At 39.0% G+C, this 20,387-nt stretch carries 17 protein-coding genes; 7 read left to right on the forward strand and 10 right to left on the reverse strand.

The window, feature by feature from the left end; all coding sequences use genetic code 11:
• Positions 1-47 precede the first annotated feature (47 nt).
• Together KMW37_RS19270 and KMW37_RS19275 are read left to right on the forward strand one after the other, a co-directional pair.
• Positions 48-3,377, forward strand: a complete 3,330-nt coding sequence (locus tag KMW37_RS19270) for a VCBS repeat-containing protein (protein WP_215226273.1) — start codon at positions 48-50, stop codon at positions 3,375-3,377.
• 32 nt (positions 3,378-3,409) lie between these two features.
• Positions 3,410-4,723: a vanadium-dependent haloperoxidase gene (locus KMW37_RS19275; RefSeq protein WP_215226274.1), complete on the forward strand. Its 1,314-nt coding sequence runs from the start codon at positions 3,410-3,412 to the stop codon at positions 4,721-4,723.
• A 54-nt stretch (positions 4,724-4,777) separates the two neighbouring features.
• On the opposite strand, the gene nadD is transcribed toward KMW37_RS19275, so the two are convergent.
• From nadD to KMW37_RS19295, 4 genes are read right to left on the reverse strand one after another with little or no spacing between them, the layout of a single operon-like run.
• Entirely contained in the window at positions 4,778-5,344 is a 567-nt protein-coding gene (gene nadD / locus KMW37_RS19280) for a nicotinate (nicotinamide) nucleotide adenylyltransferase (RefSeq protein ID WP_215226275.1), read from the reverse strand.
• A gap of 6 nt (positions 5,345-5,350) precedes the next feature.
• A complete protein-coding gene (gene gmk, locus KMW37_RS19285; RefSeq protein ID WP_215226276.1) occupies positions 5,351-5,920 on the reverse strand; it encodes a guanylate kinase in 570 nt (189 codons plus the stop codon).
• A 12-nt stretch (positions 5,921-5,932) separates the two neighbouring features.
• Complete coding sequence (locus tag KMW37_RS19290; protein WP_215226277.1) at positions 5,933-6,205, reverse strand: anti-sigma factor; 273 nt, start codon at positions 6,203-6,205, stop codon at positions 5,933-5,935.
• A 30-nt stretch (positions 6,206-6,235) separates the two neighbouring features.
• Positions 6,236-6,826, reverse strand: coding sequence for a sigma-70 family RNA polymerase sigma factor (locus KMW37_RS19295; RefSeq protein WP_215226278.1), 591 nt, complete (start codon positions 6,824-6,826; stop codon positions 6,236-6,238).
• Between the two features lie 136 nt (positions 6,827-6,962).
• Here KMW37_RS19295 and KMW37_RS19300 point away from each other — a divergent pair, with 136 nt between their 5' ends.
• The 4 genes from KMW37_RS19300 to murA all read left to right on the forward strand — a co-directional run bounded on the left by KMW37_RS19300 (position 6,963) and on the right by murA (position 12,226).
• Positions 6,963-7,802: a lysophospholipid acyltransferase family protein gene (locus tag KMW37_RS19300; RefSeq protein WP_215226279.1), complete on the forward strand. Its 840-nt coding sequence runs from the start codon at positions 6,963-6,965 to the stop codon at positions 7,800-7,802.
• A 65-nt stretch (positions 7,803-7,867) separates the two neighbouring features.
• Positions 7,868-10,129 carry an ATP-dependent helicase gene (locus KMW37_RS19305; protein WP_215226280.1) on the forward strand — a complete coding sequence of 754 codons (2,262 nt, stop codon included), beginning with the start codon at positions 7,868-7,870 and terminating at the stop codon, positions 10,127-10,129.
• Between the two features lie 121 nt (positions 10,130-10,250).
• Positions 10,251-10,919, forward strand: a complete 669-nt coding sequence (locus tag KMW37_RS19310; protein ID WP_215226281.1) for a DUF4290 domain-containing protein — start codon at positions 10,251-10,253, stop codon at positions 10,917-10,919.
• Positions 10,919-12,226 (forward strand): UDP-N-acetylglucosamine 1-carboxyvinyltransferase, encoded by a 1,308-nt coding sequence (gene murA / locus KMW37_RS19315; protein WP_215226282.1) that lies wholly within the window; start codon positions 10,919-10,921, stop codon positions 12,224-12,226. Before KMW37_RS19310 ends, murA begins: the two co-directional genes overlap by 1 nt.
• 74 nt (positions 12,227-12,300) lie before the next feature.
• On the opposite strand, the gene KMW37_RS19320 is transcribed toward murA, so the two are convergent.
• From KMW37_RS19320 to KMW37_RS19345, 6 genes are all read right to left on the reverse strand, one after another.
• Positions 12,301-13,119 (reverse strand): hypothetical protein, encoded by an 819-nt coding sequence (locus KMW37_RS19320; RefSeq protein WP_215226283.1) that lies wholly within the window; start codon positions 13,117-13,119, stop codon positions 12,301-12,303.
• Between the two features lie 176 nt (positions 13,120-13,295).
• Complete coding sequence (dnaN, locus tag KMW37_RS19325) at positions 13,296-14,420, reverse strand: DNA polymerase III subunit beta (protein ID WP_215226284.1); 1,125 nt, start codon at positions 14,418-14,420, stop codon at positions 13,296-13,298.
• 225 nt (positions 14,421-14,645) lie between these two features.
• A complete protein-coding gene (gene gldG / locus KMW37_RS19330; protein WP_215226285.1) occupies positions 14,646-16,355 on the reverse strand; it encodes a gliding motility-associated ABC transporter substrate-binding protein GldG in 1,710 nt (569 codons plus the stop codon).
• Positions 16,352-17,074, reverse strand: coding sequence for a gliding motility-associated ABC transporter permease subunit GldF (gene gldF / locus KMW37_RS19335; protein WP_215226286.1), 723 nt, complete (start codon positions 17,072-17,074; stop codon positions 16,352-16,354). The genes gldG and gldF overlap by 4 nt, the downstream gene beginning before the upstream one ends.
• Complete coding sequence (gene gldA, locus KMW37_RS19340) at positions 17,071-17,988, reverse strand: gliding motility-associated ABC transporter ATP-binding subunit GldA (protein WP_215226287.1); 918 nt, start codon at positions 17,986-17,988, stop codon at positions 17,071-17,073. Before gldA ends, gldF begins: the two co-directional genes overlap by 4 nt.
• A gap of 3 nt (positions 17,989-17,991) precedes the next feature.
• A complete protein-coding gene (locus KMW37_RS19345; protein WP_215226288.1) occupies positions 17,992-18,690 on the reverse strand; it encodes an SDR family oxidoreductase in 699 nt (232 codons plus the stop codon).
• A 168-nt stretch (positions 18,691-18,858) separates the two neighbouring features.
• Between KMW37_RS19345 and KMW37_RS19350 the strand changes: the two genes are divergently transcribed.
• Positions 18,859-20,154 (forward strand): amidohydrolase, encoded by a 1,296-nt coding sequence (locus KMW37_RS19350; RefSeq protein WP_215226289.1) that lies wholly within the window; start codon positions 18,859-18,861, stop codon positions 20,152-20,154.
• Positions 20,155-20,387: the final 233 nt, after the last annotated feature.

Raw genomic sequence — 20,387 nt, forward strand, 5'->3', positions numbered from 1 at the left:
TTGGTATAGATTTTTTTATATTTAGTTCTCCACAATAATTACCCAATATGCTCAAACTATACACCGGAATAACTTTATCATTTATTAGTTTAATTGTTTCTTGTACCCCCAAAGAGGACCAGGAAAGCTCGAAATTAAACTCCTCTCCCCTATTTGAATTAGTAGCTCCAGAAAAATCCCATATTACCTTCCAAAACACACTCACCGAAGGACTTAACACCAATGTCCTTATGTATGAGTATTTCTATAATGGAGGTGGTGTAGCCATAGGAGACCTTAATAATGATGGCCTCGATGATATTTATTTCACCGCAAACATGACTGACAACAAGCTCTACCTTAACCGTGGTGAAATGGAATTTGAGGACATTACCGCCCATTCAGGCACCAAGGGAAGAAAAGGGCCTTGGAAAACGGGAGTGACCATGGCTGATATAAACGGAGATGGATTGCTGGATATTTACGTTTGCTATTCGGGTAATTTGAGACCTGAAAAGCGAAAAAATGAACTATTTATTAATCAGGGCCCTGATAAAAACGGCCTACCTAAATTTACTGAGGAAGCTGAAAAATATGGTATTGCCAGTTCTGCAACCAGTACCCAAGGGACATTTTTCGATTATGACAAAGATGGAGACTTGGACTTGTACCTGCTTAACCACAATCACAAATCCCTTCCTGTCCTAGATGAATCAAGCACAGCCGAAATACTGAAATCTAAATCACCAGCTGGATCTCAATTTTTCAGAAACGACAACGGAAAATTTATTGAAGTTACTGAGAAAGCTGGGATAAGAAACTCAGCCCTCTCTTATGGATTGGGATTGGGTGTTGCAGACATTAATGGTGATGGATGGCCTGATATTTATGAAAGTAATGATTACACCGCACCTGATTACCTCTATATCAATAATGGAGATGGTACATTTACGGATGTCATAGGTGGTGAAATGGGACATACCTCCCACTTCTCAATGGGCAGTGATGTAGCAGACATCAATAATGATGGATTGCCAGATATTTTCACCCTGGACATGTTACCAGAAGATAACAACCGTCAAAAACTACTTATGGCTCCTGATAACTATGAGAAATTTGATTTTAAGGTAAAGGTAGGCTTTCACCACCAATACATGCGTAATATGTTGCAAGTCAATAACGGCAACCAATCCTTCAGTGAAATTGGACAAATGGCAGGAATATCTAATACAGATTGGAGTTGGGCAGCATTATTTGCAGACTTTGACAATGATGGCTGGAAGGATTTATACATCACAAACGGATATTTACGTGATTATACCAATATGGACTTCCTTAAGTTTATGGGAGATTATGTCCAAAATAATGATGGCAATATCAGAAGACAAAATGTATTGGATTTGGTAAAACAGATCCCTTCTTCAAATCTCCACAACTATATGTTCAAGAACAATGGAGACCTTACGTTTGACAAAGTCAGTAAGGATTGGGGACTAGATTTTTCATCTAATAGCAATGGTGCCGCTTATGCCGATCTGGACAATGATGGCGATTTAGACTTGGTTGTTAACAATATTAATCTGGAAGCTTTTGTATTTAAAAACCTAAGTGAGCAGCAATCTGAGAATGGATATTTGAAAATACAATTAAAAGGAGAAGGTAAAAACAAATTTGGTTTGGGCACCAAGCTATGGATTTACAGTGGCAGTGAAATGTATTATCAAGAACAAATGCCTACTCGCGGCTATCAGTCCAGCATTTCTCCGATTATGCATTTTGGAATCGGAAAGACCAAGACAATAGATTCCATCAAAATAGAATGGCAAAGCGGTAAAATCCAAATGCTTAAAAATATTCAAGCCAATCAATCATTAACCCTTTCTGAGACTGATGCAGCAGAGAAACAACAAGTACGCAATGCTCGCAAACCTTTATTTGTCGCATCTCAGGCACCTGTGTCAGCCAATCTTAGCAGCAATAATATTAATGATTTCAAAAGACAACCCCTGATCGTTAATCCATTATCATTCAACAGTCCAATTATGTCAAAAGCTGATGTAAATGGAGATGGATTGGAAGACCTTTTTGTGGGAGGAGGACTTGGAGATCCTGCCAGCTTATTTATTCAAAATAAAAATGGAAGTTTCATCAAAACTAAAGGAGAAGCTTTTTTGGAGGACAAGGCCTGTGAAGATACAGATGCCATTTTTGTCGACATCAATGGAAATGGCCATTTGGATCTTTATGTGGCCAGTGGTGGCTATGCTAATTTTATGCCTGAGGACAAAAAACTTCAGGACAGACTGTATATCAATGACGGTAATGGCAATTTTAAAAAATCTAATGAGGCATTGCCAAGTATGTTGGTAAGTTCTGGCACTGTAAGTTCTTCAGACATCAATTCAGATGGCGCTCCTGATTTATTTGTAGGGGGAAGAGTTATACCTGGAATGTACCCTGCCGCTCCTAGAAGCTATATTCTCATCAATGATGGCAAGGGACAGTTCTCCGACCAAACCAAGGAAATGGCTAGTGAGCTTGAAAGCCCCGGAATGATAACTGATGCCAAATGGGCTGATTTAAATACTGATGGAAAGGACGAACTGATCATTATAGGCGAATGGATGCCCGTTAGCATTTATGAGCAAGTAAATGGAAAACTTTCCAAGGCGACTAACAAATACCTTGATGGCGATTATAGCGGTTGGTGGAACACCTTAGAAATAGCTGATCTTAATGGAGATGGCCAAATGGACCTTATAATAGGAAACCAAGGCACCAATACCCAGATACACGCCAATCAAGAAAAGCCTACAGAAATGCTCTATAAAGACTTCGATGAAAATGGTTCTATTGACCCTATTTTGACCTGTTATATCCAAGGCGAGAAATTCCCTTACCTTACCAGAGATGAGCTTTTGGATCAAATGGCCAGTATGAGAACCCGTTTTCCAAGTTATAAAAGTTATGCAGAAGCAAAAATAGCTGATATCTTTACAGATGAAGAACTAAAAGGCGCTAAAGAACTATCTGCCAAGTATTTAAAAACAGCCGTATTCCTAAGTAATGGGAATGGGAAATACACAACAGCAACTTTGCCATTAGAGGCACAAGCTTCTCCAGTAATGGCCATCGCTTGTGATGATTTCGATGGGGATGGGCTCAATGATATCCTATTATGCGGAAATATTGAACGAGCAAGATTACGGTTTGGAAAATACGATGCTAACTATGGAACACTTCTTAAAGGAAACGGCAAAGGTGGCTTTACCTATATCCCCCAACATCAATCTGGGTTCAATCTAAAAGGGGATGTTCGTAGTATTTCCAAGTTAAATGACCAATGGCTATTTGGCATTAACCAGCAGGGCATTGTGGCATATAGCCCTGCCCAATAAATTTATCAAAGTATTAAATTCGATTACCAATCATGAAATATATCAATCAGTTTATAGTTCTTGGCCTAATTACCATAATACTATGCAGTTGTAGCGATAGGGATAAAAAAAGTATAGAAATACCTACATCCTATATTGAAGAGGTGACTATCCAAATGACTGAATTAATGATCCATGATGTCACCAATCCACCCTTGGCAGCAAGGTTCTTTTCCTATGCATGTCTTACAGGTTATGAGATCACTTCCCAAAATGACCCCAGTCTAGAAGATCTCCATGGTGTACTTAATGAATATCCTGAAATAAATAAACCATCGGATTACCCTGACCAATCTTATCAACTTAGTGCCGTATTGGGCATGCTCCAAACTGCTAAAAAAATACAGCCTTCAGGATCTGAACTTCAATCATTGGAGGATGCCATACTAGACAGCTGTAGAAATATGGGAATGGATGAAAGAACCATCGAACAATCTCTTGACTATGCAAAATCCATCAGCATGGAAATCCTCAAATACGCCAAGGCAGATGGTTACAACTTGATAAGTAATTACCCTAGGTATTCTCCCTTAGAAACTCCCGGCAGTTGGTATCCAACACCTCCAGGATATTTTGCTCCGGTAGAACCTTATTTCAATACAGTAAGGCCATTCTTCCTTGACTCAGCTCAACAGTTCAAACCAGCTCCTCCTGTTGCATTTTCGCCTAACAAAACTTCTGAGTTCTATAAGATTACTGAAGAAGTGTATAAGGTAGATCTTAATGAAGAAAACAGAGAAATTGCAGCATTTTGGGATTGTAACCCATTTGCTCTGCAAGATAACGGCCACCTAATGGTTGGAATGAAAAAGATATCACCCGGCGCTCACTGGATGGGCATCACCAATATTGCCTGCCAAAAAGCGGGACTCTCTTTTGCCAAAACTATGGAAATTCACACAATGGTTGCTGTAAGCCTGATGGATGGATTTATAGCATGTTGGGACGAAAAATACAGGAGTAATAGAATCAGACCAGAAACAGCCATAAGAAAGTATATCGATCCTACTTGGACTCCTTTCCTACAGACTCCTCCATTCCCAGAATATTTGAGCGGACATTCTACCGTTTCCACTGCTGCATCTGTAATCCTCACCCATTATTTAGGTGATAACTTTGAATATTCAGACACAGTAGAGGAGCGATATGGACTTAAGGCAAGAACCTATGCATCCTTTACCCAAGCAGCCAATGAAGCGGCGATCTCTAGACTTTATGGAGGAATACATTTTATGGATGCCATCACAAGGGGACAAACCCAAGGAAGAAATGTTGGTAATTGGATAGTTAACAAAATAAGTTCCTGATAGAGTCAAGCATAAAAAAGCCCTGACAATAAAAATTGCCAGGGCTTTTTTATGCTATTGAAAGAATTTCTTCCCTTTTATATAATCTTCCACTAAGGAAGGTAAGAGGTATTTTACAGACTTCCCCTCTTCTATGGATTTCCGGATAAATGTTGCCGATATGTCAATCAGTGGAGCCTCTACAAACCTGACATTTTTGTGTTCAAATTCAATTGACTCCCCCGGTCTTGGATAAACATACAGACCATAATTTTCTAAAATCTGCTCTGAGTTTTTCCATTTATGGAAATGGGTTAGGTTATCTCCTCCAATAATCAATTTGAATTCATTTTGAGGATATTTATCAGAAAGATAGGTCAAGGTATCTACCGTATAGCTCGGTTTGGGCATATGAAATTCCACATCCTTGGCCCTAAAGTTAAAATTCCCCTCTATGGCGAGCTCCACCATTCTCAGCCTGTCAAATTCATGCAATAAGGCCTTTCTCTTTTTGAAAGGGTTCTGAGGAGAAACTACAAACCAAACTTCATCCAAATCTGTTCTGTCCTGCATGACATTGGCAATGATCAAATGCCCGATATGAATGGGGTTAAACGAACCGAAAAATAATCCTACTTTCAATTTCCTTTATTTATCAATGAACTCATTGACTAATTCCTCAGCTTTGTCAAATGATCTTTCCATATCATCATTGACCAGTACAGCATCAAATTGATCTGCAAAAGACATTTCGTATTTGGCTTTGCTGATCCTTTTTTCAAGATTTTCCTGGGATTCAGTACCTCTATCTTTCAATCGTTCAGCTAAGATTTCTAATGAAGGCACTTTCACAAAGACAGCCAAGGCCCGCTTACCAAAATATTCTTTGATTTTCAAACCTCCCTTTACGTCCACATCAAAGACAACATGCTTCCCACTATCCCAAATTCTTTGCATCTCTGATTTCAAGGTACCATAGAAATTCCCTTCATAGACCTCTTCCCACTCTATGAAAGCATCCTCTTCAATTTTCTTTTTAAATTCATCAAGGCTCAAAAAATAATAATCTTTGCCATCCTCTTCTTTTCCTCGCTTACCTCTAGTACAAGCAGAAATAGAAAAATCCAAATTATCGTGGTTAGAAAGAAGGTGGTGGACAATAGTAGTTTTTCCGGAACCTGAAGGTGCCGAAAAAATAAAAGCTTTTCCAAAAGACATGGTGGTGATTTCTTATTTGATATCTTCTATTTTCTGGCGGATACTATTTGCCAATTCGCCTGGTACAGATTGTTTTGTGCACTTATTTTTAAGTACTTCGCGAATAGCTTGTTCCAGATGGTAATGCTCAAAACAAGGCTGGCATTTTGAAAGTTTTTCTTTCAAAACCTCTTTAGAAGCATCTTTATCCTCCCCATCTAATATACTCTCCAAAAGCTGGAAGCACTTGCTTACATCACTACACTTAAGTTTCTTTTCTCCGGACGAGTCTAATTTTTTCTCCATGTTCCTTTATTTTTCACTTTCTAACTCAAATCACTCTTCCTCAGTATCATACCCCATATTCTTTGCATAAGAATGCAATTTCTCCTTCAATAAGTTCCTTGCTCTGTGTAATCTAGATCTTACTGTACCGATAGGAATATCCAATATCTTTGCCATCTCTTCATAGGTAAAGCCTTCGAGGTCACATAAGATGATGACTGTTCTAAAATCAACAGCCAAACTGTTAAGGGCATTGGAAATCTCATCTCCCAACATATCCTTTACTGCATCTATCCTAAGATCAGAGGTAATATTGTAATCAACACTATCTGAGTTATAATAAGTTTCAACCTCTTGATAATCAACCTTAGATGGCTGTTTGCTCTTTTTCCTATACTCGTTGATAAAACTGTTCTTCAAAATCCTAAACAACCAAGCCTTGGCATTAGTGCCCTGTTCGAACGAGTTTATGAATCGGTATGCCTTTAAATAAGTATCTTGCACCAAATCTTTGGCATCATCCTCGTCAAAAGTTAGCCTGAAGGCAAAATTATACATCGAGTCAATGTGGGGCATAAACTCATGATCGAATATATTATTCTTATCTTTATCGGAATATTTTTTCTTCTGTACCTCAGACATAAGCTTCAAAAATAATCATTGACTTAATTTATCACTAATTTTTTGAAAGAATTCGCTTGATTTGATTTATTTTGAGTTCCCAAAACCACGCATTTTCACCTTTCAATAGGTCGAGTTTAACGTAACACAGCACTTAATGTTTGCATTTCGCTTAATTTCTTATCTACCCCTCTGGTGTTTATACATTATATCGGATATTTTCTACCTCATTGCGTATCATATCATTGGATATAGGAAAAAAGTGGTCAGCCAAAACCTCTTATTTGCCTTTCCTGAAAAAAGCGCCCAAGAGAGAAAAGAAATCATGCGGGAATTTTACAGAAATCTAACGGATTCCTTTGCTGAAACCATTAAATTGATGACCATGGATAAGGCTGAATTAGAAAAGAGATTTCAGCTGGAAAACATGGATATTTTAAGAGGACTCTTAAAAAAAGAACAGGTGATCGTTGGATTGACCGCTCATTTCTTCAATTGGGAGGCACATCCCTTGGCTGTAAGGGCATTGGTGGATGAAAGAATCGAGATTGTCTATCAAAAAGTCAGTAGCCCATTCTTCGAAAAACTAATGAAAACCATAAGAAGCAGATTCGGCGGTTATTTAGTGGAAAAAAGTAACTTTCAAAGACACTTTGTAAAACACCGGCATCACCCAAGGCTTATAGGATTAGCAGCTGACCAACGCCCAAACAGGGAAGACAAGCGGTACCATGCCAACTTCATGCACCGAGAGACAGGTTTTTTTGAAGGAGCAGAGAAATTAGCTAAACGATTTGACCTTACTGTCATATTTGCTGAAGTTCATAAAATTAAAAGAGGCCATTACAGATTCACATATCACTTTGTTACTGCTCCCCCACATGATACCAAGGAACATAGTATCACGGATAAATTTATTGAATTGACGGAAAAAAACATTCGGGAGGAACCAGCATTGTACTTATGGTCACACAATAGATGGAAAAACAGTAAGTGATGTCTGCTTACTTCCATTTTTCCATTTATAAACATTAACTTTGAAGCTTATAGGAGGTTAGAAGTATGGATTATTTAGAAGGGTTAAATCCCCCACAGAGACAAGCAGTAGAACACACAGAAGGACCATTAATGATCATTGCGGGTGCAGGATCAGGTAAAACCAGGGTATTGACCTACAGGATTGCCCATTTGATACATGCTAAGGGTGTGGACCCATTTCAAATTCTCTCCTTGACCTTTACCAACAAGGCTGCCAGTGAAATGAGAAGTAGGATTGAAAATCTTATCGGACTGGAAGCTCGCAACACATGGATGGGGACTTTCCACTCCATCTTTGCCAAAATTCTAAGGGTGGAATCTGAAAAATTGGGTTTCCCTTCCAACTTTACCATTTACGATACTGATGATAGTAAATCCTTAATCAAAAGTATTGTCAAGGAGATGAAGCTGGATGATAAGGTATACAAACCCAACACTGTTTTATCAAGGATTTCCGGAGCGAAAAACAGATTGATTTCATGGGAAAACTATCTTAACGATCCATACATCAAAGCAGATGATGAAACGGCCATGAAGCCTAGAATGGGTGAAATCTACAGGGCCTATCAAAAAAGATTGTTCAAATCCTCAGCAATGGATTTTGACGACCTACTTTTTAATACCAATGTCCTTTTCAGGGATCATCCTGATGTTCTTAACAAATACCAGCAACGATTCAGATATGTCTTGGTGGATGAGTTTCAGGACACCAATTTATCACAATACTTAATCACCAAAAAGCTCGCCGCTGTTCACCAAAACATCTGCGTGGTAGGTGACGATGCACAAAGTATATACGCATTCCGAGGAGCAGACATTCAAAACATTCTAAACTTTGAAAAGGACTACCCTGATCTGGAAGTAGTAAAACTAGAACAGAACTACAGGTCAACGAAAAACATTGTCGAAGCAGCCAATTCCATCATCGCCAAAAACAAAGCCCAGCTAAAGAAAAATGTCTGGACCCAAAACAATAGCGGTGACCTTATTGAGCTTATAAAATCAGCCTCAGACAATGAGGAAGGCCGAATGGTTGCCTCCACCATCTTTGAGGAGAAAAATAATAAAAAGCTCCAAAACAGTGATTTTGCCATTCTCTATAGGACCAATTCCCAATCAAGAGCGATAGAGGAAGCCTTGCGAAAAATGAACATTACTTACAAGATTGTAGGTGGACTTTCATTTTACCAAAGGAAAGAAATCAAAGACCTGATGGCTTACCTTCGCTATGTGGTCAATCTTGATGATGAGGAAGCTTTCAAACGTATCATCAATTATCCTAAGAGAGGCATTGGGCTAAGTAGTGTGGAAAAAATGCTGGTTGCAGCATATGAACATGACATTCCTCTCTGGCAAGTGGTAGACAATTCCAGTTCGTTCTTGAGCGGCAGAGCGGCCAATTCAGTGTCAGACTTTGCCACAATGGTCAAAAGTTTCCGAATGGAATGCGAACGAAAGGACGCTTATGAGGCTGCTTCCACCATTGCAAAACAATCTGGTCTGCTAAGAGAACTCTATGAAGACAAAACCATAGAAGGCCTCAACAGATATGAAAACGTCCAAGAATTGTTAAATGCCATCAAAGAATATGTCGACAATAAGGACAATGAAGACAAAAGTCTAGGTGCATTTTTGCAGGAAATTGCATTACTTACAGACAATGACAGAGATCAAGACGATACCGATGCGGTAACTTTGATGACGATTCACTCTTCAAAGGGTTTGGAATTCCGTCAGGTTTTTGTTGTAGGGATGGAAGAGGATCTTTTCCCTTCACAAATGATGATGCAGAGCAGAGAGGATCTTGAAGAAGAGAGAAGGCTTTTCTATGTAGCTTCTACCCGAGCAATGGAAAAACTATACTTAAGTTATGCCATTACGCGTTATCGATTTGGAAGATTGCTGAATTGCGAGCCAAGCCGCTTCCTCGAGGAGGTCGACCCCAATTGTATGAGGGTCACCAAAAGAAAGGGAATACAAATGGGGCATTCCTATAGGGATCAAACCAACAGCAGTGAAGGAAAATCTGGATTTATCGGTATCAAGCGACCAACAGTAAGGGCTAACACCACTGCCAAGATCCATACACCGAGTCCAGACTTCAGGCCTTCCAACACTAATAACCTTGCTGCAGGCATGAAAGTTGAGCATCCTAAGTTCGGATATGGAAAAGTTTTGAAGGTGGAAGTAGAAGGCATGAATAAAAAAGCCACTATAGGCTTCGACAATTTTGGAGATAAGACATTATTACTTAGCTTTGCTAAGCTTCGAATTGTGGAATCCTAGGAGAGAGCAACTTATATTAAATTGCCCCAAGAAAAATTTTCTAGGTAACCTATTCCCTTTTCCCCTTGTAACGACATTTTTTCGTAACTTGAAACAATCGTTAATTAAACTGGGGAAAGATATGAAAGAAACAGAAAAGCATAAACACTCAGTAATTTTGAAAGAATACGGAAAAAACATTCAGAAACTGGTGGACTATATCTCCACCGTTCCTGATAAAGCCAAGCGTACTGAACAATCCTATACCTTGGTGGAATTGATGAAGCAGCTAAATCCACAGCTTAAAAGTGAAAACGATCAAAAACTTTGGGATGACCTGTTCATCATGTCCGATTTTAAATTAGATGTGGATAGCCCATTCCCTATGCCTGAGAAGGAATTGTTGGGTAAAAAGCCTCAAGTAGTGGGTTATCCGGAAGGAGAAGTAAAATTCAAACACTACGGGAGAAACATAGAAAAGCTAATCGAAAAGGCTATTGAAATTGAAAATGATGAAGACCAAGAAACTGCCATCATTTATATCGGCCAGTTGATGAGAAGCTTTCACTCTACTTGGAATAGAGAAAACTTTGATGATGGTATAATCATCGATGATATCAAAACTCTTTCAAAAGGCAAACTTCATATAGACCTTGAAAAGGTCAAAGAAAATTCTCTTTTTGAAACCAACACAAGAAGGGATTTCAAAACACCATCCCAATCTAACGAGCACTCCAACAATAATGGTGGTGGCCGTAGAAACAACAAAAGAAGAAATAACGGGGGCAACTACAAAAAACGCAGAAATTAATGTCTTCATTCCGAGTAAAAGGGGGATTAAAACTTAAAGGCGAAATCACCCCTCAAGGTGCTAAAAACGAGGCACTCCAAATTCTTTGCGCCGTTCTATTAACCAAGGAAGACATTACTATCCACAAAATCCCTAATATCAGGGATGTCAACAAACTCATAGAGTTATTGGCTGACATGGGTGTAAAAGTCGATAAAGTCGGACCTGAAAGTTACAAGTTCAATGCTGGAAAGGTAGACTTAGACTATCTTGACTCAGAAAAATTCCTTACTAAAGCTTCAGCATTAAGAGGTTCTGTCATGATCCTCGGCCCACTCTTGGCGAGGTTTGGTAAAGGCAAAATTTCTAAACCAGGAGGCGATAAAATCGGCCGAAGAAGGTTAGACACCCACTTTGTCGGATTCCAAAAACTGGGTGCCAAATTCCACTATGACGACAAGCAGGAAATATATAATATAGACGGCAAAAAGCTTAAAGGAGCTTATATGCTATTGGATGAGGCTTCTGTAACCGGAACCGCCAATATTCTTATGGCTGCTGTAATGGCTGAAGGAAAAACGAGCATCTATAATGCTGCCTGCGAACCTTATCTGCAGCAGTTATGTGATATGCTTGTCCGTATGGGGGCAAAAATCACGGGTATTGGCTCCAACCTTTTACATATAGAAGGAGTCCAGGAGCTAGGAGGCACAGAGCACACCCTTCTTCCTGATATGATTGAAATTGGATCTTTTATTGGCCTTGCTGCCATGACCCAATCTGAAATCACCATTAAAAATGCCCAAATCCATAGATTAGGGATTATCCCTGATACCTTTAGGCGAATGGGAATCAAGCTTGAGTTCAGAGGTGACGACATCCATATTCCAGCACAAAAACATTATGAAATAGAAACCTTCATTGATGGTTCTATTCTAACAGTTGCAGATGCTATCTGGCCTGGATTTACTCCAGATCTACTGAGCATTGTTTTAGTTACTGCCACGCAAGCGAAAGGCACCGTTTTAGTACATCAAAAGATGTTTGAAAGCCGCCTTTTCTTTGTAGATAAATTGATTGACATGGGAGCGCAGATCATTCTTTGCGACCCCCACCGCGCTACTGTTATTGGCTTGGATAGAAAATACCCATTAAAAGGCATTCGCATGACTTCTCCGGATATTCGTGCTGGCGTTTCCTTGCTGATTGCCGCATTATCGGCTGAAGGCACTTCAGTAATTGATAACGTGGAACAGATCGACAGAGGCTATCAGTATATAGATCAAAGACTTAACGCTTTGGGTGCAGATATTGTACGAATCGATTAACAGAAAATAGCTAAAAATAAAAGAGGCCGAAAGTAATTTATACCTTCGGCCTTTTTTGATTGAAAAAATTAAGGTTATCTCCCTGCTAAGTTCTTATCACTATTATTACTTTCAGACAAATATTCATAAAAAGCCATTATCCTTTCTGAGGGATAAATCTGCTTCGCCTTTATCAATTGTTTTTCAGCCGTATCTGCCTTGCCTTGATTGAAATGATGGATTGCATCATTGTAATACTGCAAGCCTGCCAATTCTCTTAGTGAAATGGAAGAATAGATGGTTTTACCTTTTTCACTAGCATCAGACAAACCAGCCAATTCAGACATTATATTTCTCTTGGGACTTACCCTAGGCTTAAAAGAGGCTATATATGCTTTTACTTCTTTTTGGTCTTTTATGAACCCTGCTCTTGGCTCGGTGCTTTCCAACACATAAGTTTTATCCTGATCATTGACCAATACAAAAACATGAAAATCGGTTTCTATAATGTCATATGAAAAACCATATCTTTCCAAGAGTAGTGCATACAGGGCAGAACCACTCACGCAATCATAATCTCCCGATTCTATCAATTGATTAAAACTACTGTGCTTGGTATAGTTCTTTAATAAGTATTGATGGGCCTTATAAAACACCTCTCCAAGAAACCATTCCGTATAATTCTTTCTTTTGGCTTTTGTGTCAAGCTTATTCAGCAACTTATCAAAACGTTCCGTATTTAGGTCCTCCTCAGCATGCAATGCCTGGAATAACTGAATAGGCTCAGATGAGCTCATCAAATAGGATTGCTCTTTTAGATTTTCAAAAACAGACTTCTCTTCATCCCATTCTTGGGACATTCCGTGAGAAACAACTAACACCAATCCTAATATTATAAATAATATCCTTTTCAACTTTCCTCCCTTCTAATGTTAACTTAATATAAACAATTTAACAATTTGTTAACATTAGGACAATATCAAGCCTAAAAATCTTATGTTAAGTTTTTCTCTAAAAGTAAATTGGTTTAAAAACAAAAAAACCCGAGTCTTACGACCCGGGTTTCAAAATCTTTATAACTGGTGCTTACTTATACGTAATTGTTAAGCATTACTGGCATCACTAGCATTAGGATATCTTCATTCTCACCTTTTTCGCTTGGAACGATCAAACCAGCGCGGTTTGGAGCGCTAAACTTCAAAGTAACCTGCTTAGCAGAAATATTATTCAACATCTCTACCAAGAACTTGGCATTGAAGCCAATTTCAATATCCTCTCCTTCATGCTCACATGACAATCTTTCATTTGCCTCATTGGAGAAATCAAGGTCCTCTGCTGAAATCTGCAGTTCACTACCAGTCAACTTAAGTCTTACCTGATGGGTAGTTTTATTGGCATATATGGCAATCCTCTTCAATGAACTTAAGAATTCCACCTTATCGATGGTCATGTCATTGTTATTGTCCACAGGGATTACATTTTCATAATCTGGGAAACGCTCATCAATTAAACGACAGATCATTTGGATATTCCCAAACTTGAAGTATGCATTGGAATTATTGAACTCCACAGTAACCGGCACATTCTCAGCCGGCAAAGTAGACTTCAATAGGTTAAGTGCCTTCCTTGGAATGATAATGCTCGCAGCATCTTGGGCAGCGATATCCACTCTTCTGTAACGAATAAGACGATGACCATCAGTAGCAACAAAAGTAGCATTGGTATTACTCAAATTCACATATACCCCAGTCATTGCAGGACGAAGCTCATCATTACTCGTAGCAAAAATGGTGTTATTGATCGCACTGCTCAAAACCTCTGTAGACATATCCACCGCTGTCGCATTGGTAACAGAAGGGATCTTAGGAAAATCTGTTGCATTTTCACCTGCTAATTTATAACGACCGTTATCGGAACTGATTTCAACACTATAGGTATCATGATCAATGCTGAAAGTTACTGGCTGTTCTGGAAGGTTTTTCAAGGTTTCAATCAAGATTCTTGCAGGTACAGCAATATTTCCATCTTCTTTGGCCTCTACATCAATCTCGGTCATCATGGATGTCTGCAAGTCGGATGCCGTAATGGTCAGCTTTCCTTCTTTGATTTCAAAAAGGAAGTTTTCTAAAATCGGCACGACAGGATTGGTGGTCACCACCCCATTGATTCCGGATAGTTGCTTCAAAAGAGCAGAAGAAGAAACAATAAATTTCATGTGAATATGATTTAGTTTTTACTGGAATTTAATTGAAAATAAGTTTTGATCATCCACAATCCTATCAGAAAGACCAAAACTTTTCAATCAAAATACCAACGCTTTTATTCCAATTGGTTTTCAACAGGGTAAATTTATAAATAAAATCATAAAAGCCTGTATGGCTAGGGGATTTCTCAAGAAAAAAATTTCACACCAAAACATTAGGCCTTTTTTCTCAATAAATTACCCCCCATATCGCCTTTTTCGCATATAGACCTTAACCAGTCCAATCAGCATTATCAAGCCCACAGGCAAGGCTACGTTAACCAACTGCCATTTCAACTTCTCTTCCTTAACCTTCTTCTTATCCAGTGGACGGATTTTAAGCACTTTACTCCGTGTTGCCATTATACCCTCTGGATCTATCAGGTATTTTAAACTATTTTGTAAAAATGTCCTATTGGCGTAACTGTTACTTGTAAATGGACTTAAGCCCAAAGGCAGAGGATCCCCAGACGCTACTTCATGCTCACTTTGAATCCAATCACTATCTCCAATTATGATCACAGCTCCATCTGAAGTAGAATTAATAAAATCAGCATCATCATCAAATTCCTCAGGCAGGAATCGATTATTGAAATAAGACTCAAACTGACCTTCCAATAAGTACACTAATGGAAGTTGTTTCTGATTATACAAGTTTATGTCAGGCTCCTTTGACATATCCTCAAAAGCAACCTTCACTGGCTGAGCCAATGTCCGGCTGTAATTCCCACTAAACACCAACGGAGTCTTCTTTACCCCATCTGCCTTTACTGTATCCAAAGAACTGATAAATCTAAATTTCATTTGATCCAGTCCTTTAGTGATAACATGTTCGCTCATATTATTGGCGATAACATAAAAAGGCCAAGGCAAAGGGGCTATCTGAGGCTGATCACCAAACTCACCTGCCACTACCGGATAATACCCGAAATTCATATCCTGAACCAAATCCCTATTGATCCGAATACCATATTTAAACAACAACCTATCCAGTCCAGTATCAAAGCCTAAGGCCAAGGTACCTTCTCCACCAGCATCCTCCATATTGACCGTTAATGGATCAACGCAAAACATCAATTTGCCCCCACTCATCAGATACTGGTCCAACAAATACACTTCCCTTTCCCAAAAAGCAGATTTTGGTCCTGCAACGATTACTGCATCAAAACTCAGTAGGTCTTCTACACTTTGTGCCTGGCCCAAAGGAACTTTATATACTTCATATTCCTCAGACAAAGCCTCTACGATCCCATAGCCCTCATCTTCTTGCAATTCTCCATGATTGGTAATCATGGCTACCTTTTGCATTTCCTTTCTGGTGAGCTTTTTGATCATATTAATCAACTCAAACTCCAAATTCTCAACAGATAGATTAAGAATCTGGTCAGGTGTCATCCCTTTTTCCCCCTTTAGCAATAGTCCTCCAGTTTCGAATTCTTCATTTCGAATCACCACTCCAGGGAAAATCATTCTCGAAGTTTGGGCCCCACCTTCTGTGGCAAAAAGATTGGTTGGATTTATACCAAATTCAGCCAGATAAACAATATAGTCTTCCTTTTCCTTCTCTCCTTCTATGCTTAAGGGGTCAAATCTTTTCAGGTTAATAGATACAGAACTATAGTCATTGAAGGTTTTGACCATTTCTTCAATATTCTTTTGGAAACGACGCATCCCCCCTGGCAGATCACCATATAGAAGCATTTCTACTTCCAAAGGATCCTCCAAACTCTCTAAAACGTCCTTAGTTGATTCATGCAAAGAATACCTTTTCTCTTCAGTAAGATCTATACGGAAAGGGAAAAAATTATTCATGATTCCAAGAACCCCAATCAACAAGAGAATAAGAATTCCTCCTTTTAGGATTCTCATCCTTATCATCAGGCCAAAATTCATTTTCTTCTTACTCATTTTCTCCTGACCATTAGTGTGGTAAAAACAATCAATACAACTATCCAAGTCATGAAAAAATATAAATCTCCCGAATCTATCACTCCCCTACTCAAGTTTTCATAGTGATAGCTGAGACTAAACTGTTCTATTAAAACAGCCCATTGACTAGCATCAAAAAGACTTGCAAGCCCCATAAAACCAAAATGGAGTAAAAAACACAAAAACACGCCAAGGATAAAAGCGGTGATCTGATTATCCGTTAAAGAGGAACTAAAAAGTCCTATACCTGTAAAAACAGCACCAATCATGATGATTCCGAAAATGGACCCAAAAAACCCTGCACTATCAATATTTCCTACTGGAGCCCCCAATTGATAGATACTGAAGTAGTACAATAAGCTAGGCAACAAGGCAAAGACAAGCACCAACAGTCCTGCGAAATATTTAGCAAGCACCAACTGATGAGGCTTTAAGGGAGAGGTCATCAATAACTCCCAAGTACCCGTTTTCTTTTCTTCTGCTATCATCCTCATAGTGATAGCAGGTACCAAAAAGGCAAAAACATAAGGGGTATATACAAAAAGTGCCTCCAAATCTGCAAAGCCATATTCCAAAACACTTGTATTGGGAAACACCCAAACAACCATACCCATGGCCACCAGAAATACAATAAGTATCAAATAACCGATGATATTATTAAAAAAGGCATTTACCTCTTTGTAAACCAAACTGATCATATATTACTCCCCGTTAATTGATGGAAAATGGTCTCCAAGTTTTTTTCTACTTGTTTCAAGTTTAATAGGGAGAGCTGTCTTTCATGGATTAGCCCTATCAACCCCTTGCGCAAAAGCCCAGGATCATCAGTAGAAATTTGCAACTGATGCCCATCCAACAATTTCATCTTTTCCAATCCTGGTAAGCCGACAAACCACTCCTCTTTTAAGCTTTCCTGAGTTTCTAGAATTAAAATGGTTTTTTCTCTCTTGTTCTTCAAATTGGAAAGTAGGTCCTGAGCGACCACCTTTCCTTGATGAATGATCACCACCTTTTCACATAAGGCTTCTACCTCCTGCATAATATGGGTGCTCAATATTAGGGTTTTATCCTTGCTGATTGTTTTGATCAACTTTCTGATCTCCACCAGTTGGTTGGGGTCTAATCCAGTAGTGGGTTCATCGAGAATGATGACCTTAGGGTCATGTACAAGTGCCTTGGCCAACCCCACTCTTTGGCGATAGCCTTTTGAAAGTGCACCGATCTTTTTGTGCTGTTCAGGTATCAAGCCACAAGATTCAACCACCTCTTCAATCCTACTCCTTGCTTGCTTACCTTTAATATTGTGCAAGCCAGCCATAAAACCTAAAAATTCCTTTATGTACATATCCAAGTAAAGTGGATTATGCTCTGGTAAATACCCAATCAAACGACTTGTTTGTTCTGGATGCTGGACAGTTGAAATCCCATTCACCAAGACATCTCCTTCATCAGGAAGAACATATCCTGCTGCGATCTTCATAGTGGTGGACTTACCAGCCCCATTAGGACCCAAAAAACCCAATACCTGACCTGGAACAGCTTCAAAGCTGACCTGATCAAGAGCTTTTTGTTGCTTATAAAATTTACTGAGCTGCTTTACTTGAAGCGACATTTTTTATTGTTTTCCTTTTGGCCTTAGTGGACGACATTCCACATCAGCCACAAAATAATTGGGATGTGTTTCCAAAGTCTGGACAATCGTGCTTGCCACATCTTCTGGACGCATCATATTCTCATGTGCATTCATCCCTTCGATATCGTCGAAGAAATTGGTACGAACTGACCCTGGATAAATTGTAGAAACTTTTATTCCAAAATCTCTCAGTTCCATATACATGGCATGTGAAATTCCTCTGACAGCATGCTTTGTACCACAGTATCCTGCAAATTTAGCCACCCCATTTAATCCTGCAATTGAAGCCACATTCAGTATATGCCCTTCATCCTGCTTTTTCATATTCGGAATAACTTTCCTACTAGAATAGAAAATTCCATGGACATTGGTATCAAACATGGCTTTCCAATCTGCTGCATCCATTTCTTCAATGTTACCAGCCACTCCAAAACCCGCATTGTTGACCAAGATTCTTATATCTTCGCCCATTATTTTTTTTGTTTCTTCATAAGCCCTATTGACAGAATCCTCAGCTGACACATCACAGCTGACAAAATGAAAACATTCATTTTCCAATTGTGGGCAAGTCCTGCCCCATCCTGCTACTTGGACTCCATTTTCAAGAAGTTGTTTCACCACTTCCAGTCCTATTCCCTTACTAACGCCAGTTACGATGGCCCTTTTACCTGATAATTTCATATCTCATTGATCTTATTTCAACTTCTTTAATGAAATACGGATACAAATTGTTCCTTTTTTTTCTAGAATAAAATAGTTTCAAACTAAAAACTTATTAAAAGTTATTAAATCCACTAATTTCAATACTTTTTATTTTTTCCTACTTTTAATTAAACCAATCATTCAATCATGTATAAAAGCCTCTTCACTTCTTTTTGCTTGTTAGTAAGCACCTTTACCTTCGGACAAAATCAATTACATAAAATAATCGATCAAAGCGCCTCTGACATTGAATCAAAGGTAATTGATTGGCGAAGGGACATCCACCAAAACCCAGAATTAGGTAACCAAGAAACCCGGACTGCAGCCTTAGTTGCAAAACACCTTAGGCAGTTGGGGATAGAGGTAAAGGAAAATATAGCCGTCACTGGAGTGATTGGATTTTTAAAAGGTGGTCATGATGGTCCTACTGTCGCCCTAAGGGCTGACATGGATGCCTTGCCAGTAACTGAAAGAAATGACCTACCATTTAAATCCACCAAAACCACCATCTATAATGACCAGGAAATCGGTGTAATGCATGCTTGCGGACATGACACCCATGTTTCCATTTTAATGGGCGTGGCAGAAGTATTGGCGGGGATGAAGGATGAATTACATGGAAACGTTAAATTTATCTTTCAACCAGCAGAGGAAGGTGTCTTTGATTCAGGCACTGATTCTTGGGGAGCCAAACTAATGGTAGAAGAAGGTGTCATGGAAGATGTAGATGTGGTATTTGGACTACATATCAATTCCCAAACTGAAGTAGGCAAAATTAAATACCGATCTGGCCCTGCAATGGCCGCTGTTGACAACCTTAAACTTACCGTAAATGGCCGACAAGCTCATGGCGCTTACCCATGGTCATCGGTAGATCCAATAGTTACCTCAGCACAAATCATTAATTCCCTACAGACCATTATCAGTAGAAATGTAAACATCACTGAAAACCCAGCCATTGTCACTATCGGAAGTATCCACGGTGGCGTGCGCCAAAACATCATTCCTGAGAAAGTTGAAATGCTTGGAACCATCAGGACATATGGAACCCAACAGCAGGAACTTATTCATAAAAGAATTCACGAAATTGTAAGTCATACTGGAGAGGCAGCAGGAGCCCAAGTAGATATTAAAATTGACAAAATTTATCCGGCCACTGTTAATGATCCAGAACTTACCGAAAAAATGCTCCAAACACTATATTCCGCAGCAGGCGAAGAAAACGTCGTTTACCATGATCCTATCACCGGCGCAGAAGATTTTAGTTATTTTCAGCAGGAGGCACCGGGTTTGTTTATCTTTTTGGGAGGAATGCCAAAAGGAAAAGATCCCACGAAAGTAGCCGCTCACCATACTCCCGATTTTTTCATTGACGAAGAAAGTCTGAAACTCGGTGTAAGGGCCTTGAGTTATCTGACGGTGGACTATATGGATCAGAAATAAACTATTTCCATGAGGCTGTCTCAATAAGTCTATTTTTTGTATCATTTTGACGAAAGGAAGAATCTCATATAATTATTTTTAATAACCCAAGAGATTTCTCCTATCGTACCAATGACGTAAAGAACTAGGCATGAATTTGTTCGAGTTCATAACCTAGTTCTTTAGCTGTTTTTTGTAGCCACCTTTCTCTGTGAAGCTGCATTTTTTCTTCATAGGCCTTGATACCTTTTTCA

The organism is Echinicola shivajiensis (genome assembly GCF_018642165.1).
Lineage (GTDB): Bacteria > Bacteroidota > Bacteroidia > Cytophagales > Cyclobacteriaceae > Echinicola > Echinicola shivajiensis.

Bases quoted from the DNA above. Each gene is read 5' to 3' on its own strand.
- gldG (WP_215226285.1), bottom strand. From the start codon at position 16,355: ATGAGTAAGAAGAAAATGAATTTTGGCCTGATGATAAGGATGAGAATC.
- KMW37_RS19275 (WP_215226274.1), top strand. From the start codon at position 3,410: ATGAAATATATCAATCAGTTTATAGTTCTTGGCCTAATTACCATAATA.
- murA (WP_215226282.1), top strand. From the start codon at position 10,919: ATGTCTTCATTCCGAGTAAAAGGGGGATTAAAACTTAAAGGCGAAATC.
- KMW37_RS19295 (WP_215226278.1), bottom strand. From the start codon at position 6,826: ATGTCTGAGGTACAGAAGAAAAAATATTCCGATAAAGATAAGAATAAT.
- KMW37_RS19345 (WP_215226288.1), bottom strand. From the start codon at position 18,690: ATGAAATTATCAGGTAAAAGGGCCATCGTAACTGGCGTTAGTAAGGGA.
- KMW37_RS19305 (WP_215226280.1), top strand. From the start codon at position 7,868: ATGGATTATTTAGAAGGGTTAAATCCCCCACAGAGACAAGCAGTAGAA.
- KMW37_RS19290 (WP_215226277.1), bottom strand. From the start codon at position 6,205: ATGGAGAAAAAATTAGACTCGTCCGGAGAAAAGAAACTTAAGTGTAGT.
- KMW37_RS19270 (WP_215226273.1), top strand. From the start codon at position 48: ATGCTCAAACTATACACCGGAATAACTTTATCATTTATTAGTTTAATT.
- KMW37_RS19310 (WP_215226281.1), top strand. From the start codon at position 10,251: ATGAAAGAAACAGAAAAGCATAAACACTCAGTAATTTTGAAAGAATAC.
- gldA (WP_215226287.1), bottom strand. From the start codon at position 17,988: ATGTCGCTTCAAGTAAAGCAGCTCAGTAAATTTTATAAGCAACAAAAA.
- gldF (WP_215226286.1), bottom strand. From the start codon at position 17,074: ATGATCAGTTTGGTTTACAAAGAGGTAAATGCCTTTTTTAATAATATC.
- gmk (WP_215226276.1), bottom strand. From the start codon at position 5,920: ATGTCTTTTGGAAAAGCTTTTATTTTTTCGGCACCTTCAGGTTCCGGA.
- KMW37_RS19350 (WP_215226289.1), top strand. From the start codon at position 18,859: ATGTATAAAAGCCTCTTCACTTCTTTTTGCTTGTTAGTAAGCACCTTT.
- dnaN (WP_215226284.1), bottom strand. From the start codon at position 14,420: ATGAAATTTATTGTTTCTTCTTCTGCTCTTTTGAAGCAACTATCCGGA.
- KMW37_RS19300 (WP_215226279.1), top strand. From the start codon at position 6,963: ATGTTTGCATTTCGCTTAATTTCTTATCTACCCCTCTGGTGTTTATAC.